The organism is Achromobacter spanius (genome assembly GCF_002966795.1).
Taxonomy (GTDB): domain Bacteria; phylum Pseudomonadota; class Gammaproteobacteria; order Burkholderiales; family Burkholderiaceae_B; genus Achromobacter; species Achromobacter spanius_D.
Window position 1 is genome coordinate 5,317,122 of the sequence record NZ_CP023270.1, and the last position, 21,032, is coordinate 5,338,153.

18 protein-coding genes are annotated in these 21,032 nt (G+C 68.3%); 6 read left to right on the forward strand and 12 right to left on the reverse strand.

From position 1 onward, the window contains the following. Positions 1–3 precede the first annotated feature (3 nt). From CLM73_RS24135 to CLM73_RS24150, 4 genes are all read left to right on the forward strand, one after another. Positions 4–882, forward strand: coding sequence for an SMP-30/gluconolactonase/LRE family protein (locus CLM73_RS24135; protein WP_105240572.1), 879 nt, complete (start codon positions 4–6; stop codon positions 880–882). A gap of 111 nt (positions 883–993) precedes the next feature. Further along, the gene (locus tag CLM73_RS24140) at positions 994–1,971 is read left to right on the forward strand and encodes a TRAP transporter substrate-binding protein (RefSeq protein ID WP_105240573.1); all 978 of its coding nucleotides are present in this window, start codon (positions 994–996) and stop codon (positions 1,969–1,971) included. A 7-nt stretch (positions 1,972–1,978) separates the two neighbouring features. After that, positions 1,979–2,542: a TRAP transporter small permease gene (locus CLM73_RS24145; RefSeq protein WP_105240574.1), complete on the forward strand. Its 564-nt coding sequence runs from the start codon at positions 1,979–1,981 to the stop codon at positions 2,540–2,542. Next, positions 2,533–3,816 (forward strand): TRAP transporter large permease, encoded by a 1,284-nt coding sequence (locus CLM73_RS24150; protein ID WP_105240575.1) that lies wholly within the window; start codon positions 2,533–2,535, stop codon positions 3,814–3,816. Before CLM73_RS24145 ends, CLM73_RS24150 begins: the two co-directional genes overlap by 10 nt. Here the strand turns inward: CLM73_RS24150 and CLM73_RS24155 are convergent. The 5 genes from CLM73_RS24155 to CLM73_RS24175 form a co-directional block, all read right to left on the reverse strand. Next, on the reverse strand, positions 3,809–4,561 hold the full coding sequence (locus tag CLM73_RS24155; protein ID WP_105240576.1) for a phosphatase PAP2 family protein: 753 nt from the start codon (positions 4,559–4,561) through the stop codon (positions 3,809–3,811). The two genes, CLM73_RS24150 and CLM73_RS24155, sit on opposite strands and share 8 nt — an antisense overlap. A 61-nt stretch (positions 4,562–4,622) precedes the next feature. Next, the gene (locus CLM73_RS24160; protein WP_105240577.1) at positions 4,623–5,966 is read right to left on the reverse strand and encodes a sensor histidine kinase; all 1,344 of its coding nucleotides are present in this window, start codon (positions 5,964–5,966) and stop codon (positions 4,623–4,625) included. Continuing rightward, positions 5,963–6,676, reverse strand: a complete 714-nt coding sequence (locus CLM73_RS24165; RefSeq protein ID WP_105240578.1) for a response regulator transcription factor — start codon at positions 6,674–6,676, stop codon at positions 5,963–5,965. The genes CLM73_RS24160 and CLM73_RS24165 overlap by 4 nt, the downstream gene beginning before the upstream one ends. A gap of 20 nt (positions 6,677–6,696) precedes the next feature. Next, positions 6,697–8,112, reverse strand: coding sequence for an FAD-binding oxidoreductase (locus tag CLM73_RS24170; protein WP_105240579.1), 1,416 nt, complete (start codon positions 8,110–8,112; stop codon positions 6,697–6,699). A gap of 121 nt (positions 8,113–8,233) precedes the next feature. Next, positions 8,234–8,866, reverse strand: a complete 633-nt coding sequence (locus CLM73_RS24175; RefSeq protein WP_056558971.1) for a BPTD_3102 family carboxylase-like protein — start codon at positions 8,864–8,866, stop codon at positions 8,234–8,236. Between the two features lie 328 nt (positions 8,867–9,194). On the opposite strand from CLM73_RS24175, the gene CLM73_RS24180 reads away from it, so the two are divergent. Together CLM73_RS24180 and pgi are read left to right on the forward strand one after the other, a co-directional pair. Then, entirely contained in the window at positions 9,195–10,586 is a 1,392-nt protein-coding gene (locus CLM73_RS24180) for a phosphomannomutase/phosphoglucomutase (protein WP_105240580.1), read from the forward strand. Between the two features lie 7 nt (positions 10,587–10,593). Continuing rightward, entirely contained in the window at positions 10,594–12,141 is a 1,548-nt protein-coding gene (pgi, locus tag CLM73_RS24185; protein WP_105240581.1) for a glucose-6-phosphate isomerase, read from the forward strand. Here the strand turns inward: pgi and CLM73_RS24190 are convergent. The 7 genes from CLM73_RS24190 to CLM73_RS24220 are packed head-to-tail and all read right to left on the reverse strand — an operon-like array spanning position 12,131 to position 21,024. Next, positions 12,131–13,264 (reverse strand): glycosyltransferase family 4 protein, encoded by a 1,134-nt coding sequence (locus tag CLM73_RS24190; RefSeq protein WP_105240582.1) that lies wholly within the window; start codon positions 13,262–13,264, stop codon positions 12,131–12,133. The two genes, pgi and CLM73_RS24190, sit on opposite strands and share 11 nt — an antisense overlap. Beyond that, positions 13,261–14,418: a glycosyltransferase family 4 protein gene (locus tag CLM73_RS24195; protein WP_199778194.1), complete on the reverse strand. Its 1,158-nt coding sequence runs from the start codon at positions 14,416–14,418 to the stop codon at positions 13,261–13,263. Before CLM73_RS24195 ends, CLM73_RS24190 begins: the two co-directional genes overlap by 4 nt. Then, positions 14,415–15,530, reverse strand: coding sequence for a glycosyltransferase family 4 protein (locus CLM73_RS24200; RefSeq protein WP_105240583.1), 1,116 nt, complete (start codon positions 15,528–15,530; stop codon positions 14,415–14,417). The genes CLM73_RS24195 and CLM73_RS24200 overlap by 4 nt, the downstream gene beginning before the upstream one ends. A 3-nt stretch (positions 15,531–15,533) precedes the next feature. Beyond that, positions 15,534–17,465 carry an asparagine synthase (glutamine-hydrolyzing) gene (gene asnB / locus CLM73_RS24205; protein ID WP_105240584.1) on the reverse strand — a complete coding sequence of 644 codons (1,932 nt, stop codon included), beginning with the start codon at positions 17,463–17,465 and terminating at the stop codon, positions 15,534–15,536. A gap of 44 nt (positions 17,466–17,509) precedes the next feature. Then, positions 17,510–18,652, reverse strand: a complete 1,143-nt coding sequence (locus CLM73_RS24210; RefSeq protein ID WP_105240585.1) for a glycosyltransferase family 4 protein — start codon at positions 18,650–18,652, stop codon at positions 17,510–17,512. Next, positions 18,653–20,002 (reverse strand): murein biosynthesis integral membrane protein MurJ, encoded by a 1,350-nt coding sequence (gene murJ / locus CLM73_RS24215; RefSeq protein ID WP_105240586.1) that lies wholly within the window; start codon positions 20,000–20,002, stop codon positions 18,653–18,655. Continuing rightward, positions 19,999–21,024: an SDR family oxidoreductase gene (locus CLM73_RS24220; RefSeq protein WP_105240587.1), complete on the reverse strand. Its 1,026-nt coding sequence runs from the start codon at positions 21,022–21,024 to the stop codon at positions 19,999–20,001. Before CLM73_RS24220 ends, murJ begins: the two co-directional genes overlap by 4 nt. Between the last annotated feature and the right edge of the window lie 8 nt (positions 21,025–21,032).

The following is a 21,032-nucleotide window of genomic DNA, read 5'->3' on the forward strand; positions in this document are numbered from 1 at the left end:
TTCATGTCCATCACCGCCGAACGTCTTGGAACCTTGTTGTGCGGCGTCGGAGAAAGCCCAATCTGGCGGCGCTCGGACAAGGCGTTCTACTGGACCGACATCCCCGGCAAGACGCTGTGGCGCTGGACGCCCGAGACCGGCGCGTTCGCGCACTGGGCGCTGCCGCAGATGGCGGGCTGCATTGCGATGCGCGGCGACGGCTGGCTGCTGGCCATGGAAGACGGCCTCTATGCCTGCGACGCCCTGCGCGAGGGCGAGGCCTGCCTGCCCCGGCAATTTGCCCCCGTGGCCCACACCGCGCCCGGCATGCGGTTCAACGACGGCCGCTGTGACCGGCAGGGCCGGTTCCTGGCGGGCACCATGGTGATGGACATGAGCCTGGCCTGGCCCGCCGGCGCGCTGTACCGCCACGATGCGCGCGGCACGTCCGTGCTGCTCGAAGACCTGATCGTGCCCAACGGCCTGGCCTTCAGCCCCGATGGCCGGACCATGTACCTGTCCGATTCGCACCCGTCGCGCGCGACCGTCTGGGCGTTTGACTACGACACCGATTCCGGCGTGCCGTCCAATCGCCGCGTCTTCATCCCCGCCCTGCCCGCCGGCCGCCCCGATGGCGCCGCCGTGGACGCCGCGGGCTGCTACTGGATCTGCGGCAACGATGCCGGCAAGGTGTACCGCTACACCCCCGACGGCCGCCTGGACCGCACCCTGGACGTGCCCGCCGCGAAGGTCGCCATGTGCGCTTTCGGCGGCGCCGCCATGGACACGCTTTTCGTCACGTCGATCCGTCCCGCCAACGCCGCGCCCGGCGCGCTGGATGGCGCGGTATTCGCTCTGCACCCCGGCGTGCAGGGCCTGGAGGAAGCCGCCAGCGCCGGTTAGCACCCGACGGGCGGCTTCGCGCGCGCCCACCCCGAGCAGGCAGTGCATATCAAAGAGCTTCGGGGCCATCACGGCCCTCAACGAAACGCCGTACCCCATCCGGAGGTAGACATGCTGCACCCTCACCTGAGCCGCGCCGTTCTGGCCGCGGCCGCCTTGCTGACGCTGATTCCCGCCACCCACGCCGCCGAACTGCGCTCCGCGGACATCCATCCCGACGATTACCCCACTGTGCAGGCCGTGCGCCACTTCGGCGAACTGGTCAAGCAACGGACCAACGGCCGCATCACCGTGAAGGTCTTTGCCGGCGGTGCGCTCGGCAACGAGGACGATTCGATCGAACAGGTGAAACTGGGCGCGCTGGCCATGTCCCGCGTCTCCAGCGCGGCGATGCACAACATCTGCCAGACCACGCGCGTGCCGTCGCTGCCGTTCCTGTTCCGCTCCAAAGCGCATCTGCACAAGGTGCTGGACAGCGAGATCGGCGACCAGATCCTGCGCTCGTGCGAGGCCGCGGGTTTCGTCGGACTGGCGTGGTACGACAGCGGATCGCGTTCCATGTACACGACCAAGAAGCCGATCAAGACGCTGGCCGACGCCAAGGGCCTGAAGATCCGCGTGCAGCAGTCGGACCTGTCCGTCGCGATGGTGGAAGCCATGGGCGGCAACGCCACGCCGATGCCCATGGGCGAGGTCTACACGTCGCTCAAGACCGGGCTGGTGGACGCGGCCGAGAACAACTTTCCCAGCTACGAGAGCGCGCATCACTACGAGGTCGCCAAGTTCTATTCGCTGACCGAGCACACCATGACGCCCGAGATCCTGATCTTCTCCAAGCGCCAGTGGGACAAGCTGCCGCCGGAGGACCAGAAGATCCTGCGCGAGGCCGCGCGCGAATCGGTGCCGTACATGCGCAAGCTGTGGGACGAACGCGAGCAGAAGTCGCGCGCGGTGGTCGAGAAGGCCGGCTCGCAGATCTCGCAGGTCGACAAGCCTTCGTTCCAGGGCGCGATGAAGCCGGTGTACGAACGCTTCGTCACGACGCCTGAAATGAAGGACCTGGTCTCGAAGATCCAGGCCGTGCAGTGAGGACATCATGTTGGCCACACCCACGAATGAACCAGATGTCGCCGCGGGGGGCCGGGAAAAAGCCCTGGCTGCCCCGCTGGATGCCTACACCCGTGCCTGCGCCCGGCTGGCGCGGGCCTGCATGTGGACCAGCGTCTTCGGGCTGATCTGCCTGATCATCGCGGTGTCTTTGCAGATCTTCGGCCGCCACGTCCTGAACAGCACGCCGACCTGGGCGGAAAGCCTCGCCCTGCTACTGGTGCTGTACGTCACCATGCTGGGCGCCGCGGTCGGCGTGCGCGATGCCGGACACATCGGCTTCGAGTCCCTGCTGGACGCCCTGCCCGCCGCCGGGCAGCGGCGGCTGCGCATCTTCATCCATCTGCTCGTGCTGCTGTTCGGCGTGCTGATGGCCTGGAATTGCGGCGTGCTGGCCGAGTCCGTCGCGGCCTACAAGATTCCCAATCTGGGGATCTCCAACGCGTGGAAGTACATCCCTGCAACCCTGTCGGGCACCTTGATCGCGCTCTTTTCCCTTGAGCACATCATCGCGATCCTGCGCAACCAGAAGGTGGTCCCGGCATGGCGCTGACACTGCTTTCCTTCACCTTCATGGGGTTCCTCGTGATCGGCGTGCCGGTGGCCTTTGCCATCGGGCTGTCGTCGATCACGGCCATCATGTACGAGGACCTGCCGCTTGCGGTGGCCTTCCAGCAGATGACCTCGGGCATGAACGCGTTTTCGTTCCTGGCCATCCCCTTCTTTATCTTCACCGGCGAACTCATGTTGTACGGCGGCATCGCCGACCGCATCGTGAACTTTGCCAAATCGCTGGTGGGCCATGTGCGCGGCGGCCTGGGCATGTCCAACGTGGTGGCCTGCACGCTGTTCGGCGGCGTGTCCGGATCGCCGGTGGCGGACGTGTCGGCGATGGGCTCGGTGATGATCCCGATGATGAAGCGCGAGGGCTATCACGCCGATTACGCCGTGAACGTCACGACGCACGCGGCGCTGGTGGGCGCACTGATGCCAACCAGCCACAACATCATCATCTACACGCTGGCCGCGGGCGGCAAGGTGTCCATCGCGGCGCTGATCGCGGCAGGCGTGGTGCCCGCCCTGATCCTGACCGCGTGCAACCTGGCCGCCGCCTACTTCGTGGCACGCAGCCGCGGCTATCCGGCGGGCACCTTCCCGGGCTGGCACATCGTGTTCCGCTCGCTGGTTGCGGCGGCGCCGGGGCTGTTCGTGGTGGTGCTGATCATCGCGGGCATCCTGAGCGGCGTCTTCACCGCGACGGAATCCGCGGCCGTGGCGGTGCTGTACGCGCTGGCGCTGACGATCTTCGTCTACCGCTCACTGACGTGGGACCAGTTCGTGCGTGCGGCCAGCAAGGCTGTGAAGACCACCGGCGTGGTGCTGCTGCTGATCGGCATCTCCGCCACGTTCGGCTACCTGATCAGCTTCTATGGCGTGGCCGAAAAGACCGGGCAGCTGATGGCATCCATCTCGACGGAGCCGTGGGCCATCTTCCTGATGGTCAACATCATCCTGTTCGTGCTGGGCACCTTCCTGGACATGGCCGCCACCATCCTGATCTGTACGCCGATCTTCCTGCCGATCTGCATGCATTACGGCATGGGGCCGGTGCAGTTCGGCATGGTGCTGCTGCTGAACTGCGCGCTGGGGCTGAACACGCCGCCGGTGGGCACCACGCAATTCGTGGGGTGCGCCATCGGCGGGGTCTCCGTGGGGACGGTGATGCGCACCATCTGGCCGTTCTATGGAGCCCTGCTGGCGGCGCTGGCGCTGGTGACCTACGTGCCTGCGTTCTCGCTGTGGCTGCCGGGCGTGCTGCTCAACTGATGCGGCACGCGCGGGGCGGGCGGCTGGCCGCCCGCCCCGCGATCAACGGATAGAAGAAGACCGCCGCCAGCAGCCACATCAAGGCAGCGGACCAGATCGTCTGGCTGAGGAAATGCGCGCCCTGCAGGATGCGCACCACGGAAAACCCCACGCCGGCCGCCACGCCAATCGCCAGTCCGCTCCAGCGCCACGCGGGGCGGCCCAGCGCCCATCCGGCGAAGTACAGGCTCAGCAACGCATAGCCCGCGCCGGCATGGCCGCTGGGCAAGGCCCCCCCGGCGCGCGCGCGGGCCCAGGTCCACCAGTGCAACGGATACGGCGTGTAGCCGCCCAGCGTTTCCAGATCGTAGGGACGCGGCAGCATGGTGTGATGCTTGAGCTGCGTGATGAGCAGTTGCCCGGACAGACACGTGGCTGCAACGGCCAGCGCCACGCCGCGCCAGCGCCGCCAGGCCGGGATACGGTAACTGGACGCCGCCACACCGGCCGCGGCAAGGCCCACGCTAACCGGCAAGGCCAGCACCAGGCGGTGGCCCAGCAGTTCAAGCCAGCGGCTGCCATGCAGCGGAAAGTCGTCGAGCAGCGGGTCGAACAGGCCGCGCGCGATGCGCATGTCCAGTCCCGATACCTGGACCCACCACGCCAGACAAGCCAGCAGCAGCGTCACGCCCGCAACGTGGATGAGCAGATAACGGGCTCGCGTCAGCGCGCACAGCACTGGGAACAGCGGCAAAGGGGACGGCATGGACGGAATTTCCGGACGATACGGGCCAGCGCACTTTACGGGCCCGGCAGTCGAAAATTCGTCAAATTCGCGCGGCGGGCGCTGGCGACGCAGCCGGCTCGAAACGCAGCAAGAAGCGCGTGCCGCGCGCCGGGCCTTCGGCTTGCGAGGATTCGACGCTGAGCGACCAGCCCTGCATGTCGCAGACGCGCTTGGCGATCGCCAGGCCCAGCCCGCGCGCCGTTTCGTCGCCGCCCGCCACGCCCGAGTCGCGCAGTCGGCCGCTGAAATAGCGGCGGAACAGGAACGGCAGATCGCCTTCGGCAATGCCTTTGCCGTCGTCGCGCAGTTCCAGGCCGCGCTGCGCGTCGAACGACACGGTCAGCGTGCCCGGCGCGGCATGTTCGATGGCGTTGCGCACGAGGTTGCGCAGCACGGTCAGCAAGGCGTAGCGGTCCAGCGTCAGCACCTGCCCCGCGGGAAGCTGGTTGTCCAAGCGCAGGTCGGCCACCCGGGCCTGCGCGGCGTAACCGCGCCACGCATCTTCCATGCACTCGGCGATGTCCACCGCTTCCGGCGCACGCAACTGGTCGCGCGCCATGGCCCGCGCGCTTTCCAGGCTGACGATGACGTCGTCCACGTTGTCGACCACGCGTGTCAGGCGCTGGTGCTGATCCGGCGTCAACGCCTGCGTCAGCAGCATGAGCTCGCTGTCCGAGCGGATCGCCGCCAGCGGCGTGCGCACCTCGTGACTCAGGTTGCCTGCGAATTCGCGCTCGCGGGCGATGGACCGGTCCACCTGGTTCTGCACGCGGTTGAAGGCCTCGATAAGGCGCCCGGCCTCGTCGTCGCGCGTAACCGCCATGTCCGGCGAACCCGGGGCCCACGTCGACAGCCGGTCCGTCAATTCAAGCAGCGGTCCGACCGCCACCGCCGCCACGCGCCGCGACAGCGCATACGCCAGCACCACGCAGATCGCGCCCACCCCCAGCACGATCAGGCCGAAATCGTGCACCCGCTCTTCGTTGTCGGTGGCGTCGTACAGCAGGTACACCGTGCCGCGGCCGGTCTCGGCCACCATCACATGCCAGGTGTAGGCGCCAGGTTCGATGAGATGCAGGCCGTTTTCCAGCGACAGCAGTTCGGGCGGCATGCCTGCGGGCGGCTGGCCATCGACGCTCAACCACGCGCGCATGGACCCGCCCAGCTCGCGCGCGCCGTGGCGCGGCAGGAACTCGTCGCTGGTGCGCGCGTGCTGGACCAGGCGGTCCATTTCGGTGTTCAGGATGTCGTTGACCAGGTCGTCTTCCATCTGGTCGAACGTCAGGTAGGCAAGAAGAGCAAGCGCCGTGACAAAGAGCGCAACCGTGCCCGTCAGCGCCCAGACGACGCGCTGGGTCAGCGTGCCGGCGGCGGCGCGGCTCATGATGCAGCGCCGGGCAGTGCCAGGCGCCAGCCGGTGCCGTGCACGGTCTCGATGCCGTCAAAGCCCGCATCGGCCAGCGCGCGCCGCAGCAGGTGGACCTGGCTGCGCAGCGCATCGGACGAGGGCGGCTCGTTGCCCCACAGGACCGATTCCAGTTCTTCGCGCGTCACCACGCGGCCCGGATCGCGCAGCAGCACTTCGATGATGAGGCCCGCCTTGCGGGTCAGATGCACCGGCACGCCGCTGACCGACACGACGCGGCTGCGCGCGTCGAACTGAAGCGGGCCGAAGGTGCGCGCGGCGTCCACCGTCGCCCCTTTGGAACGCTGGATCAGCGCCAGCAGCCGCGCCTCCACTTCCAGCAGCGCAAAGGGCTTGGTGAGATAGTCGTCGGCGCCGTGCGAGAAGCCCGCCAGCTTGTCTTCAAGGCTGTCGCGCGCGGTCAGCATCAGCACCGGCACGTCCAGCCGCCGTTCCGTACGCATGGCGTGGAGCACGGCGTTGCCGTCCATGCCGGGCAGCCCGATGTCCAGCAGCACGGCGTCAAAGCGCTGTTCCTGCAGCCGTTGCAGTGCCGCGGGTCCGCTGTAGGCCACGTCGGGCAGAAAGCCCCGCGCCTCCAGGAAGCTGTACAGGTTGCCGGCGATGATGTGGTCGTCCTCGACGATCAGCACCCGGCGATTCGCGCCCGCTGCGGGAGGGGTTGCCATGGTCTGCGATTCTGCCCGCGTTATGCCTGCAGCACCTTGCCGGGGTTCATGAGACCCTGAGGATCCAGCGCGTGCTTGATCCGGCGCATTAGCGCAAGTTCGACGGGGTTCTTGTAGCGCGGCAGTTCGTCGCGTTTGAGCTGGCCCACGCCGTGTTCGGCGCTGATGGACCCCTTGTGCGCGTGCACGCTGTCATGCACGACGCCATAGATCTCGCCTTGCAGCGCCAGCAGCTCGGCTTCGGTCTGGCCGGGCGCATGCGCCACGTTGTAGTGCAGGTTGCCGTCGCCCAGATGGCCGAAGATCACGTGGCGCACGCCCGGAAAGCGCGCCTGCAGCAAGGCATTGGTCTTGTGCACGAATCCCGCGATCGACGAGATGGGAATGGACACGTCATGCTTGACCGACTTGCCGAGCTCGGCTTCGGCCAGCGGAATGCTTTCGCGCAGGTGCCACAACGCCTTGCTTTGCGAGACATTGGCGGCGATCGCGGCGTCGTTCACCAGGCCGGCCTCGATGGCGTCGCCCAGCACCGCCTCGAAGCGCTCGCGGGCGTGGGTCTCGCTTTCGCTGTCGGACAGCTCCAGCAGCGCGAACCACGGCGAGGCGGCAGACTCGCCCTCGAAGGGCAGGCGCTGCTGCGGGAACAGGCGCACCACGCCCTGCAGGCAGGCGCCGCTCATGAGTTCGAATCCGGTCAGCGAGGCGCCGAACCCGGAACGCGCGCGGGACAGGACCTCGACGGCGTTGTCGATGCTGTCCAGCGTCAGCAGCGCCGTGCAGGAGGCCACGGGGCGCGGATACAGCTTGAGCGTCGCGGCCGTGATGATGCCCAGGGTGCCTTCGCTGCCGATGTACAGGTCGCGCAGGTCGTAGCCGGTGTTGTCCTTGCGCAGGCCGCGCAGGCCGTCCCAGATCTCGCCTTCGGCGGTCACGACTTCCAGGCCCAGCGTGAGGTCGCGCGTATTGCCATAGCGCAGCACCTGCGTGCCGCCGGCGTTGGTGGCCAGGTTGCCGCCGATGGTGCAGCTGCCTTCAGCCGCCAGGCTCAGCGGAAACAGCCGGTTCGCGGCGGCGGCGGCATCCTGCACGGCCTGCAGGATGCAGCCGGCCTCGACCGTGATGGTGTCGTTGTCGGTATCCAGCGCGCGCACCGCGGTGAGCCGGGCGGTGGACAGGACGACGGCGGTGCCGGTGCCGTCCGGCGTGGCGCCGCCGCACAGGCCGGTATTGCCGCCTTGCGGCACCACGGGCACGCCATGCCGCGCGCACAGCTTGATGGCGTCGGCCACTTCAGCCGTGGAGCCGGGGCGGATCACCGCCAGGGCCGCGCCGCGATAGCGGCGGCGCCAATCCAGCACATAGGAATCCGCGTCCGCGCCGGTCAGCACGTGGGAGTCGCCCAAGAGGGCCTGGAGATCGGTCAGCAGTGTCATGGATGCCGCACAGAAAGTCGGCCCGGCCGCCAGGACCGGGCGCTGTTCATGGGATGTGCGGACTATTGTAGGGGCTGGGCGGCGCGCGCCGAAGCCCCTTGCGGATGTCTGTTGTGCCTGTCTAGCCGACCGCCTGGTCCAGCCGGGTGCCCGTCATGCCCGAGCAGAAAGCGCGGGACGCGATGCGCTCCATCAGGAAGGCGCGGTCCACACCGGCGGGGCCGGGCAATTCGGACAAGGCGCGGTAGGCGCGGCGCAGGACTTCGCCGCGGGTGGCGCCGCAGACCATGAGATGGGTGCACGGCAGGCGGCGATCGCCGCAGCCGTCGATGCGCACTTCCAGCACGTGCGGCGCGATGGGATCGTGTTCGGCGACCGGCATGTCTGGCGTGCGGGCCCGCGCCTGCGCGTCGATGACGCGGAAGACGCCGCTGCGGTCGTCGAGCGAGAAGGACACGGTGCCCGCGGCCGGCCAGCCTCGGTCACGCGCCACGCTGGCGGCGACCGTGCGCAATGCGCTTTCGATCGAGGCAGCCAGATGCGGCGCCGGGCACTCGGCGATCAGGACGCGCGCATCGCGCCAGACGCTGCGTTCCCAGGCGCGGCCCGTAGCCAGTTCGCCCGTTGCCGCGGCAAAGACGTGGATATCGAGCCTGCGTTCGCGGCCGGCCGCCGGACCGGCAAAGTCCGTGGGTGGTCCCCGCCTGCTGGTGGCGCCGCCCGATGACATGACTGTGGATACTTTGGCGCCCATGGCCCCTCCTGGTCTTTCTGCTTGCCCGGCAAGCGTATCACCTTCGGATGACGAGCAACTTTTATGCCATGCGTGGCCGCCCGGGAAGCGGCTGTTTTGCCGGCGGTCGTGCACCGGAAACAGGCGCCGCCGCCCTGCGCGCCGCACCATGGCAGGGCAGGCCGGCACCGGGTAAACGCTCTACGCCGCGCCCTACTCCTCCTGAAGGATGAAGCCCCCTTCTCCGATGGGGGATAATCCAGCTTTGGCCCTTGCCATAGCGGTTTGGATGTACGGGTTTACCATTACCCGGCAGCCGCCGCGCTGTCCCCCTCAACAAGGAACCGTCGTGGGCAACCATACACAATTTCCAGCCTCCGTTTTCAAGGCGTATGACATTCGCGGCACGGTGCCGGACCTGATCGACGCCGCCTTCGCGCGTTCGCTCGGCGTGGCGCTTGCCGCCCGCGCCCGCGAGCAAGGCGTGCAGACGCTCGTGGTCGGCCGCGATGGACGTCTCAGCAGCGAAATGCTGTCGCTTGCGCTGCAGGAAGGGATGCTCGAAGGCGGCGTGGACACGCTGGACGTTGGCATGGTCCCCACCCCGCTTGTGTACTTTGCGGCCAACATCATGCAGACCGGGTCGGGCGTAGCCATCACCGGCAGCCACAACCCGCCCAAGTACAACGGATTCAAGATGATGATGGGCGGGCGCGCGCTGTACGGCGACGACGTCCAGCAACTGGCGCAGACCATGAACGGCGACGCCCCGGCGCCCGCGACCGAGCCTGGCACGCGCCGCCAGCTCGACCTGGCGCAGACCTACATTGCGCGCGTGGCCGCCGGCGTCAAGCTGGCGCGCCCCATGAAGATCGCGATCGACTGCGGCAACGGCGTGGCCGGCGCCGTTGCGCCGCAGCTCTTCCGCGCGCTGGGCTGCGAGGTCGACGAACTGTTCTGCGAGGTCGATGGCAACTTCCCCAACCACCATCCCGATCCCGCCGAACCCAAGAACCTGCAGGACCTGATCAAGCACGTCGCCGAGACCGATTGCGAGCTTGGCCTGGCTTTCGACGGCGACGGCGACCGGCTGGGCGTGGTCACCAAGTCCGGCCAGATCATCTGGCCCGACCGCCAACTCGTCCTGTTTGCGCGCGACGTGCTCGAGCGCAACCCCGGCGCCACCATCATCTATGACGTCAAGTGCAGCCGCCACGTCGGCCTGTCGGTCGAAGCGGCCGGCGGCACCGCCCTGATGTGGAAGACGGGCCACTCCCTGGTCAAGGCCAAGCTGGCCGAAACCGGCGCGCCGCTGGCCGGCGAAATGAGCGGTCACATCTTCTTCAAGGAACGCTGGTACGGCTTTGACGATGGCCTCTACACCGGCGCCCGCCTGCTGGAAATCGTGTCGCGCGCTGCCGACGCCTGCGCCCCGCTGGAAGCCCTGCCCCAGGACGTGTCCACGCCCGAACTGAAGCTTGAAATGGAAGAGGGCCAGCCGTTCACGCTGGTCAAGGCCCTGCAGGACCAGGGCCAGTTCCCCGACGCCAAGCGCGTAATCACGATCGACGGCGTGCGCGCCGAATATGCCGACGGCTTTGGCCTGGCGCGGCCATCGAACACCACGCCGGTCGTCGTGCTGCGTTTTGAAGCGCAGAGCGAAGCGGCGCTTGCGCGCATCCAGGCCGACTTCCGCCGCGAACTCGGCAAGCTCGCCCCGAACGCCACACTGCCTTTCTGATCCGCCCATGTCGTTAGCCAACAGCCCCGCGTGGCAGCAGTTCATCGCCGCAACACGCACGGCATCCCGGGACGGCCAAAAGCTGCGCCTTATCAACGCTCCCGGGCTGCGCCTGGATCTGAGCGCCCAGGCGCAGTCGCCCGAACTGCTGGCCGCCTCGCAGGCGCTGCTGGTGCAACAGGACTTCGAGGCCTGCCGCGCGCGGCTCTTTGACGGCGGCCAGGCCAACTGGACGGAAGGCCGCGCCGCCTGGCACACCGCCTTGCGCGCGGCCGAGCCGCCCGCCATGGTGGCCAAGGCGGTGCTGGCCGAGCGCGAACGCCTGCGCGAATTCGTGCGCACCGCCGACGCGGCCGGCCGCTACAGCGGCGTGCTGCATCTGGGCATCGGTGGCAGCGACTGGGGACCGCGCCTGGTCACCCGCGCCTTGCGCCACGAGGGCGCGCGCCGCGACGTGCGCTTTGCCTCCAATGTGGACTCGCATTCGGTCGCCGAGGCGATGAGCCACCTGGACCCGCACAACACGCTGGTCATCGTCGCCTCCAAATCGTTCACCACGACCGAGCCGCTGGCCAACGCCGAAGTCGCGATGAACTGGCTGCGCGAGGCCGGTGTTGCCGATCCCATCAAGCAGGTCGTGGCGATCACCTGCAACGTCGAGGCAGCGCTCAACCTGGGCATTCTGCCCGACCACATCTTCCAGATCTGGGATTGGGTGGGCGGACGCTATTCGCTGTGGTCCGCCATCGGCCTGCCGATCGCCCTGGCGTTCGGCAACGACACCTTCGACCGGCTCCTGGCCGGCGCGGCGGCCATGGACGACCATTTCCGCACCGCGCCGCCCGCCGAAAACGCCCCCGTGCAACTGGCGCTGGCCGGCGTGGCCAACCGCAGCGTGCTGGGCTACGACTCGCTGGTCATCGCGCCCTACGATTCGCGGCTGCATCACATCGTGCCTTGGGCCCAGCAGCTTGAAATGGAATCGCTGGGCAAGGTTGCCACGGCCGACGGCAGTCCCGCCGGCGTGCCGACCGGACCGGCGGTGTGGGGGATGCCTGGCACGGATTGCCAGCACACGTTCTTCCAGTGGCTGCACCAGGACGCGGCCGGCGCGCCCGTGGACTTCATCCTGTGCGAACAGCCGGACCATGCCTATGCCCGGCATCACGAGCTGCTGGTCGCCAACTGCCTGGCGCAGCGCTCGGCGCTGCTGCGCGGCAAGACCTTCGAAGAAGCCCTGGCCGAGACCTCCGCCACGGAACGCGATCCGGCCCGCGCGCGTCTGCTGGCGCAGCACCGCGTGCATCCGGGCGGACGTCCGTCGTCGCTGATCGTGCTGCCTCGCCTTGAGGCCTACACGCTGGGCGCGCTGCTGGCGCTGTACGAGCACAAGGTGTTCACGCAGGGCGTGATCTGGGGCATCAACCCGTTCGATCAGTGGGGCGTGGAGTTCGGCAAGGTGTTGGCCAAGAACATCATGCGCGAGCTGGACGCGCCCCAGCCCAGCCAGCAGGATCCGTCCACGCGCTTCTGGATCGACGCGATCAGGCGCTGAGCGCGTCGTACAGCGCGACGTGAATGCGCGCGACCTGGTTGATATCGAATTCGCGCTCCGCAAGCACCCTGCCCGCCGTGCCCATCGCCTGACGCAACGTCGCGTCTTCGGCCAGGCGCGCAATGGCGTCAGCCAGCGCTGCGGCGTCGCGCACCGGCACCAGGAGGCCGGTGACGTTGGGTTCGATGGCGTCGCGGCAACCGGGCACGTCGGTCGTGACCACCGCCCGCCCGCAGGCCGCGGCCTCAATCAAGGATTTCGGCAGGCCTTCGCGATAGGACGGCAGCACCGCAATGTGCGCGGCCGCATACAGCGCCGCCACATCCGAACGCTCGCCCAGCGCCTGCACGCAACCGTCCTGCTGCCAGGCATCGACATCGGCCTGCGTGGCGGACGCCGGGTTGCCCGGGTCCAGCCCGCCCACCAGTTGCATCGTCACCGGCACGCCGCGTTCGCGCAGCAACCTGGCCGCCTGCACGAACTCCTGCACGCCCTTGTCGCGCAGCAGGCGCGCCACCATCGTGACGACGACGGGCGGCGCGGGCGGCTCCGGCATCGGACGGTAGGCGTCCAGGTCCACACCCGCGCCGCGGATGATGACCACCTGATCCTCGCGCACCGCGCCCAGCGACTTGAGCAGGTCGCGGTCGTTGGCGTTCTGGAAGATCACCCGGCTGTTCGGATGGCCGAGCGCAATGCGGTACAAGCGAGCCACCACGGCACGCACCAGCCGCATCTTCAGCGAGTTGGACAGGAACACGAATCCCAATCCGGAGATCGCCGCGACCATGCCCGGCACACGTGCGATGCGCGCGGCGATGCCGCCGTACAGCACGGGTTTGATGGTGACCAGGTGCACCACATCGGGACGCAGCCGGCGGAACAGGCGCACCAGCGCCAGCAGCGTGCCCAGCTCCTGCAGCGGACGCTTGCCGCTGCGCGTCATCGGAATGGGGTGATGGGTCATGCCCAGCGCCTGGATGTCGGCCACGGCGGGACCCTCCATCGTCGCGACATGGACGTCGTAGCCCGCCTTCTGCGCGGCCAGGGCGACCGGCACGCGGTGCGACATGAAGAACGCCGGGTTGTTGACGACAAACAGCAGGCAGCGTCCGGCGCTCATGGTTGGACTCCAGAAATGCGGCGCCAGACGGCGATATAGCTTTGCACCATGCGTGCAAGATCAAAGTGTTCCAGGACACGCGCGCGTCCGGCCTCGCCGGCGCGTTCGCGGCCGCGCGCGGCCACGTCGCCCAGCGCGGACTCGATGCCGCGGGCCAGGGCCTCGGCCTGCTCGGGCGGCACCACCACGCCCGTGTCGCCGACGATGTAGGCGGCATCGCCCACGTCGGTCACCACGCAATACACGCCGCACGCCATGGCCTCGGCCACCACGTTCGGAAAGCCTTCGGCGCAGCTGGACAGCACATGCAGGTCCAGCCCGTTCATGACGGCGGGCACGTCGTCGCTGGGGCCGTTGAGCACCACGCGATCGCGCAAGTCCAGCTTGTCGAGCAAGGCGCCCAGCTGGGCGTTGCCGTCGGTCATGTCGCGGCCGATCAGCACGCAGCGCAGCCCCGCATCGCGTCCATCGCGCACCAGCGCGGCCAAGGCGCGCAGCAGGTTGGCGTGGTCCTTGAGCGGATCCCAGCGCGCCACGCAGCCGATCACCGGCACGTCCTCGGACAGTCCCCATGCGGCGCGAACGCGCGAGCGCGCCTGCGGATCCGGCGCGTAGCGCGACAGGTCGTAGCCGTTGGGTATCACGACCATGCGGTCGCGGCGGTAGCCTTTTTCGGCGTGGCGCTCGGCGGCATTCTGCGCCGCGCAGACGATCGCGCGGGGCACGCTGCCGGACAGCATCGCGCATGCGCGCAGCACCAGCCGCGCCGAGCGGCTGCTGCGTTCAAGGTGGGCGCCGGAATTGCGGATGCCCCAGGCGATGGCGCGAACGCCGGCCAGGCGGGCGGCCAGGCCGCCGATCAGATCGGCGTGGTACATCCAGGTTTGCACGGCATCGGGACGAGTCGTGGCGATCAGGCGCCGCAGCGCCAGGAAGCCGCCCAGGCTGACGCGGCCGCGCTTCATGCCCAGGGCATGCACCGCGACGCCCGCCGCGCGCAGGCGCTCGCCGTACAGGCCCTCATCGGTCAGCGACACGACGATGTGCTCGACATCCGCCTGCGGCCAGGTCGCCAGGCGCGTCAGCACCGATTCGGCGCCGCCCTGGCCCAGTCCCGTGATGACATGCAGAATGCGCAGCGGCCGGGTGCTCATCGCCCCTCCCGCACCGCTTCAAACAGTTCATCCCATTCGGTCAGCACGCTGGACAGCGCATAACGCTGGCGCACGGCGGCGGCGGCGCGCGCACCCAGCTGCTCACGCAGCGACACATCGCCCATCAGGCGATGCAGGGCATCGGTCATCGCGACCCGGTCGCCCGCCGGCACCAGCAGCGCATCCTGGCCGTCTCGCGTCATCTCGCGCGGACCGCTGGGGCAATCGAACGCGACGCAGGGCAAGCCCAGCGACATGGCTTCCAGCAACACATTGGGAAAGCCCTCGACCAGCGAACTGAGCACGAAGGCCTGGCCGCGCGCCAGTTCTTCCCAGGGCGCTTCGGTGCGCCCAGGCAGACTGATGCGCGACTGCAGGCGCAGGCGCGCCACCTGCTGCTGCAGCGCCTCGCGCTCGGGGCCTTCGCCCCAGATGCGCAGATTCCAGTCCGGGAATTCCGGCGCAATCTGCGCAAAGATGTCGATCAAGAGGTTGAACTGCTTGTCCGGCACCAGCCGCCCCATCGCGATCAGCTCGCGCGGACCGGCCTCGTGGCGTTGCTGCACCAGCGGCGCATCCAGCAGCGGCGCGGGCAGCGGATTCGGAATGACGGCCAGGCGCCGGATGCCGGGCACCTGGCGCGCAAACGGACCGGCAGTGTCTTCCGCCTGCACCGTCACCATGTCGGCGCGCGGATACAGCACGCGGCGTAGCTTGCGCCAGACCGAACCCGTGGTGGTTTCGGCAACCGGATTGGTGCGTTCGCAGACGATGAGCGGCACGTTCAGGCCGCGCGTGGCCAGAATGGCGGCCACGTTGACGTTGGTCAGAAAGGACACCACCACGTCGGGCCGTGAATCGCGAATGTGCTTGCGCAGGGCCAGCAACCGCTTGAAGGCCGCCATCGCGCCCGACACCCGGGTGCCGGCCAGGTCAGCCAGCCACGAAAGCTGGACCTTGTCCGACAAGGGATAAAAGCAGGTGCCCTTGGACGAGTAGGTGGGCGTCAGGATGACGGTGTCGCCGCGCTCGGACCATGCGTTGACCAGGGTCGCCGCGACGCGTTCCGCGCCGCCGGCGTGCATGGAGCTGACCAGCATCAGTATTTTCATTCGTCAACGGTCCTCAATCGGTCCCCCTTGGTCCATCCCCGCGCGGTAGCGGTCCAGCCAGGCCTGCATCATCAGCACGCCCCACAGATGGCTGTCCCAATTGCGATGCCCCGACGTGTGTTCACGCCATTTGCGCAGGATGGGCTCGGGTTCGAACCAGCCCTCCTGGCGCAGGCGCGCCGGATCCAGCAGCGCATCGGCCCATTCACGCAAGGGACCGCGCAGCCACGCGGCCAGCGGCACGGCAAAGCCGCGCTTGGGGCGGTCGACCAGCGCCTGCGGCACGTGGCGATGCAGCACCTGCCGCAGCAGCCACTTGCCCGTGTTGCCGCGCACCTTGTACTGGTGCGGCAGGCTCCAGGCGAATTCATAGACGCGGTGGTCGATCAGCGGCACGCGGGTTTCCAGGCTGACAGCCATCGCCGCGCGGTCCACCTTGACCAGGATGTCGTCGGGCAGGTAGGTCACCGAGTCGAGCTTCATCATCGACTCGAAGAACGATCCCTGCATGGCGCGTTCGAACACCGACTCGGGTTCGACGCCCCCCTTCACGACGCGGGCGGGGTCGGCCCAATACGACACGAACAGGCGGTAGAACTCGCCGCGCGTATCGGCGCGCAACAGTTCGCCCAGCTTGCCGACCTTGCCGCGCCAGGCGCCACGGCCGGGCAGATGGGTGGAGGCGCTGAGCATTGCGCCAGCCGGCTTGCGCAGCAGGCCCGGCACGCGCTCGAACTGGCGCCACCAGTTGTCCACGCGGAAGTAACGCGAATAGCCGCCGAAGAGTTCGTCGCCGCCGTCGCCCGACAAGGCCACCGTCACGTGCTGACGCGCCATGCGCGTGACCAGCGACGTGGGGATCTGCGACGAGTCGGCAAAGGGTTCGTCGTACATGTCGGCCAGCGACGGCACGACCGCCAGCGCGTCGTCCGCGGTGACGTAGAGTTCGGTGTGATCGGTGCCCAGGTGCGTGGCCACGGCCTTGGCGTGCTGCGCCTCGTCGTAGCCCTTTTCGTGAAAGCCGATGGCAAAGGTGCGCACCGGCTGCGAGCTTTGCGCCTGCATCAGCGCCACGATGGTCGACGAATCGATGCCGCCGGACAGGAAGGCGCCCAGGCTCACGTCGGACAGCATCTGGCCGCCCACAGCCTTGGACAGAACCTTTTCCAGCGCGTCGGTGGCCTGCGCATCCGAGTCGAACGACAGGCGCGACTGCCCGGCCGTGTCCGCGGCCTCGCGGGCCGACCAGTACACGCGCGGCTCGGGCATGCGGCGGTTGCGCGCGTCGTCGGCCGAGAACTCGACCCACGTGCCGGGCGGCAGCTTGGCGATGCCTTCGTAAATGGATTGCGGCGCGGGAATGTAGTTGTGCCGCATGAACGACGCCAGCGCGTTGCGGTTCAGATTGCGCCCGAAGCCCGGAATCGGCATCAGGCCCTTGAGCTCGGACGCGAACACCAGTTCGGCGTTGGAGTAGCCGTAGTACAGCGGCTTCTCGCCCATGCGGTCGCGCGCCAGCACGAGTTTGCGCGAAGCCTTGTCCCACAACGCGATGGCGAACATGCCGACCGAGGCTTGCAGCGTGGCTTCGATGCCCAGCGCGGTAAAACCGGCAAGCAGGGTTTCGGTGTCCGAATGCCCGCGCCACGCCGGCGCCAGCGCCGATTCCTCGAGCTGCTTGCGGATGTCCAGATGGTTGTAGACCTCGCCGTTGAACACCATGACGTAGCGGCCGCAGGCGGACGTCATGGGCTGATGACCCGCTTCGGTCAGGTCCAGGATCGCCAGGCGCACGTGCGCCAGCGCGATGCCCGCATCCGCGTCTTCCCAGAAGCCGTTGCTGTCCGGCCCGCGATGGCGGATGCGCCGGCAGCTATCTGCCAGCACCTGCGCCTTGTTTCCCAGGGGGCCCCAAATTCCGACTATTCCACACATGATGTTGTTCTCGTGGTCACCGTGGCAACGGCGCGCGGGGGGCCCTAGCGGCCCGTCGCCCGCACGCCGTCAAAAAGTTCCTGCCATTTCTGCAGCACGCGCGCGGCCGAAAACCGGTCGCGCACGTCGGTCGCCGCCTGCGCCATGCGCGTGCGGCCATTGTCATCGCCCATGACCGCATCCAGCGCCTTGCACAGCGCGGGCACGTCGCCATTGGGCCGCACCAGCACGCCGTCGATGCCTTCACGCACGATCTCGCGCGGGCCTGTATCGCAATCGAACGACACCGCCGCCAGGCCGCTGGCCATGGATTCGAGCAGGGTATTGGACAAACCTTCGAAGCGCGAGGTCAGTACATAAAGATCGGCGCTGTCGTACCAGTCGCCCACATTACCGGCGCGTCCCGGCATCGAGATGCGCGATTCCAGGCCGGCCTCACGCACCTGCGCTTCGAGCGCCTGGCGTTCGCTGCCTTCGCCCAGAATAACCAAGTCCCAGCCGGGATGCGACGGCGCCAGGCGCGCGAAGGCCTGGATCAGCAGGTCGAAGCCCTTGTCGCCATGCAGCCGTCCGACCGCCAGCAGCCGCTTGCGGCTATCCTGCGCAGCAGGCGGCACGATGGGCTCGGCGCGCGGCAACGGAAAGTGGACGGGATTGGGAATGACCGCCAGCCGCGAGCCCGGCACATGCTGTGCCAGCCAGTCGGCGGTGCCGCGCGTCAAGGCGACCACGCGTGCGGCGCGCGGATACGTCAGCCGGCGCAGCCGCTGCCAGAAGCCCGACAGGGTCTGCGATGGCGGATGGGTATGTTCGGTGGCGACGACGCGGCAGTTCAGCCCCACGCAGGCCAGCACGGACAGCACGGATGCCGTGGTCATCATGCCCAGCACGATGTCGGGCCGGAACGACTTGACGACGCGGCGCAGCGCGCGCACGCGCTGCAGATTGCTGAGGATGCCGCGCAGCCCGCCGCCCTCGCCCGCCGTGTGCAGGACTTCGCGCCGGACCTTGGGATGCAGCGCGTACACGTCGCCGTCGGCGCTGGCCTGCGTGACCACCATGACCTCGCTGCCCTCGGCCGCCCAATGGGCGCTCAGGTCCGCGGCGACGCGCTCAGCGCCCCCGCCATGCAGCGAATGGATGAACAGCAACACGCGCGCCGGACGGACGGAGTCGGCTACGGACATTCAATCGGTCCCCTTGGGTTCGGCCTTGCGCATCGCCACCACCAGGTAGCACGCGAAGGACAGCACATACATGAGGCTGGTGGCCAGCATGATGCCGGCCGCGCCCATGCGAGGCGCGAGCACGGTGTTCAGCACGGCCTTCAGCGCAAAATTGGCGACCGCGATGGCGGCCATGATGCGGTAACGGTTCTGGCTGGCCAGAAGCTGCACCAGGATCAGCACGCCGAAGTAGAACGGCAGCTGCAGCAGTCCCCAGCGCAAGACGTGGGCGACGGCTTCGGTGTTTTCCGCGGTAAACGCGCCGCGCTGGAACAGCACCGACACGCCCCACGGCGCCAGGACCCAGCCCAGCGCCACGGCGGCGGCGCCCGCCACCACCATCAGCAGCGACCACTTGAGCGCCATGCTGCGCGCACGCGCCGTATCGCCGCGCGCCTGCACGTCGGCCAGCACGGGAAGCGCGGCGCGGCCAACCGACACCGCGCCGATGCCCAGCAGCAGCGACAGCAGCCGGCTGGCGTAGCCCAGCGTTGCGTTGGCATTGGCGCCCAGGTTCGCCGCCGCATACTGGTCCAGCGGGCCGACGAAGCTCATGGCGACCTGGCCGATCAGCATCACGCCGGCCGCGCTCATCAGCTCGGGCCAGTGCGGCGACGTCAGCGACAGGCGCGGCGCCCCCCAGAAGCCGCCATCGGCGCGCGCGGCCAGCCAAGCGAGCCAGACGGTCTGGATGGCGTAGCCGACCAGCGTGCCCCACAACAGGGGGCCGACGCCCTCGGCGCTGGCGGCCAGCATGACCCAGGCCAGCGTCGCCACGGCCGGAACGCTGTCCAGCAGCGTATTGACGTGGCGCTCCTGCGCGCGCAGCCGCGCGGCGCTGATGCCCGCGATCAGCAGCAAGGCCGACACGGGCGCGAAGGCGACCAGCAGGTCGCCCGTCATGGCGCGCACTTGCGGCGACAGGCCCTGCCCCAGCCGATCCACCACGTACGGCCAGGCAAACCACGTGAGCAAGGCGAGTGCGACGCCGGCGGCGGCGACCCAACCCTGAAGCTCGCGGATGAAAAGTTCTTTCTCGGCCCCGCCGGCGCGCGCCAGGCGCACCAGCACCGGGATCAGCACCACCGACAGCACGCCCACGATCGTGACCGGCAGCCAGGTGCCCATGGTCATCGTGAACTGGTAGGCGTCCACGGCGTCGCTGACGCCATAGCGGTACGCCACCGCCATCTCCTTGATGGCGCCGGCGGCCTTGCCCAGCAGCAAAAACACCGCCACCCGGAACGCGCCCTTGAAGATGCGCTGATGATCCGGGTGGATGTTGCCGAGTTTTCGGACGAGTGCTTTCAACGCAGGAATTGCGTGTACCAGGGCATGGCGACTTCCAGGCCTTGCAGCACCGTGTGCGTGGGCGCGTAGCCCAGCAGGCGGCTGGCCTTGCCGATGTCGGCCTGCGAGTGGCGCACATCGCCCGCGCGGAAGTCACCGTAAACCGGCTGCTTGCCGTAGTCCACGCCCTGGTTGCCCAGGGCCTGCACCAGGAAGCTGAACAGCTGGTTCAACGTGCTGCGGCCGCTGACGGCCACGTTGTAGACCTGGTTGCGGGCCTCGGGCGCGGCCAGCGCGCCCAGGATGTTGGCCTGCACCGCGTTTTCCACAAAGCAGAAGTCGCGGCTGGTCTCGCCGTCGCCATTGATGGTGACGTCCTTGCCCTGGATCATCGCGGCGGTCCACTTCGGGATCACGGCGGCGTAGGCGCCGTCCGGATCCTGACGCTTGCCGAACACGTTGAAGTAACGCAGGCCCACGGTCTCAAAGCCATACGAACGCGCGAAGACGTCGGCGTACAGCTCGTTGACGTACTTGGTCACGGCGTAGGGCGACAGCGGCTTGCCGATGTTTTCCTCGACCTTGGGCAGCGCGGGATGATCGCCGTAGGTGGAGCTGGACGCCGCATAGACGAACGACTTCACCTTGGCGTCGCGTGCCGCCACCAGCATGTTCAGGAAACCGCCGATGTTGACGTCGTTGGTCGTGATGGGGTCGTTCAGCGAACGCGGCACCGAACCCAGCGCGGCCTGGTGCAGCACGTAGTCCACACCTTCGGCCGCGCGGCGGCAGGCGTCCAGGTCGCGGATGTCACCTTCGATGAAGGTGAATCGCGACCATTGCTCCGGCGAAACGGACGCCTGGACTTCGTCCAGGTTGCGCTGATGACCGGTGGCGAAGTTGTCCAGGCCGGTCACGGTCTGGCCGAGCTTGAGCAGGGTTTCCAGCAGGTTCGAACCGATGAAGCCGGCGCAGCCGGTCACCAGCCACTTGCGCGGCGCGGCGGCCAGTTCCTGGGTGACAGTCTCGAATCGTGTGGTCATGGCGAAAT

Coding starts and splice junctions, on each gene's coding strand:
- CLM73_RS24135 (WP_105240572.1), top strand. CDS start 4: ATGTCCATCACCGCCGAACGTCTTGGAACCTTGTTGTGCGGCGTCGGA.
- CLM73_RS24140 (WP_105240573.1), top strand. CDS start 994: ATGCTGCACCCTCACCTGAGCCGCGCCGTTCTGGCCGCGGCCGCCTTG.
- CLM73_RS24145 (WP_105240574.1), top strand. CDS start 1,979: ATGTTGGCCACACCCACGAATGAACCAGATGTCGCCGCGGGGGGCCGG.
- CLM73_RS24150 (WP_105240575.1), top strand. CDS start 2,533: ATGGCGCTGACACTGCTTTCCTTCACCTTCATGGGGTTCCTCGTGATC.
- CLM73_RS24155 (WP_105240576.1), bottom strand. CDS start 4,561: ATGCCGTCCCCTTTGCCGCTGTTCCCAGTGCTGTGCGCGCTGACGCGA.
- CLM73_RS24160 (WP_105240577.1), bottom strand. CDS start 5,966: ATGAGCCGCGCCGCCGCCGGCACGCTGACCCAGCGCGTCGTCTGGGCG.
- CLM73_RS24165 (WP_105240578.1), bottom strand. CDS start 6,676: ATGGCAACCCCTCCCGCAGCGGGCGCGAATCGCCGGGTGCTGATCGTC.
- CLM73_RS24170 (WP_105240579.1), bottom strand. CDS start 8,112: ATGACACTGCTGACCGATCTCCAGGCCCTCTTGGGCGACTCCCACGTG.
- CLM73_RS24175 (WP_056558971.1), bottom strand. CDS start 8,866: ATGGGCGCCAAAGTATCCACAGTCATGTCATCGGGCGGCGCCACCAGC.
- pgi (WP_105240581.1), top strand. CDS start 10,594: ATGTCGTTAGCCAACAGCCCCGCGTGGCAGCAGTTCATCGCCGCAACA.
- CLM73_RS24190 (WP_105240582.1), bottom strand. CDS start 13,264: ATGAGCGCCGGACGCTGCCTGCTGTTTGTCGTCAACAACCCGGCGTTC.
- CLM73_RS24195 (WP_199778194.1), bottom strand. CDS start 14,418: ATGAGCACCCGGCCGCTGCGCATTCTGCATGTCATCACGGGACTGGGC.
- CLM73_RS24200 (WP_105240583.1), bottom strand. CDS start 15,530: ATGAAAATACTGATGCTGGTCAGCTCCATGCACGCCGGCGGCGCGGAA.
- asnB (WP_105240584.1), bottom strand. CDS start 17,465: ATGTGTGGAATAGTCGGAATTTGGGGCCCCCTGGGAAACAAGGCGCAG.
- CLM73_RS24210 (WP_105240585.1), bottom strand. CDS start 18,652: ATGTCCGTAGCCGACTCCGTCCGTCCGGCGCGCGTGTTGCTGTTCATC.
- CLM73_RS24220 (WP_105240587.1), bottom strand. CDS start 21,024: ATGACCACACGATTCGAGACTGTCACCCAGGAACTGGCCGCCGCGCCG.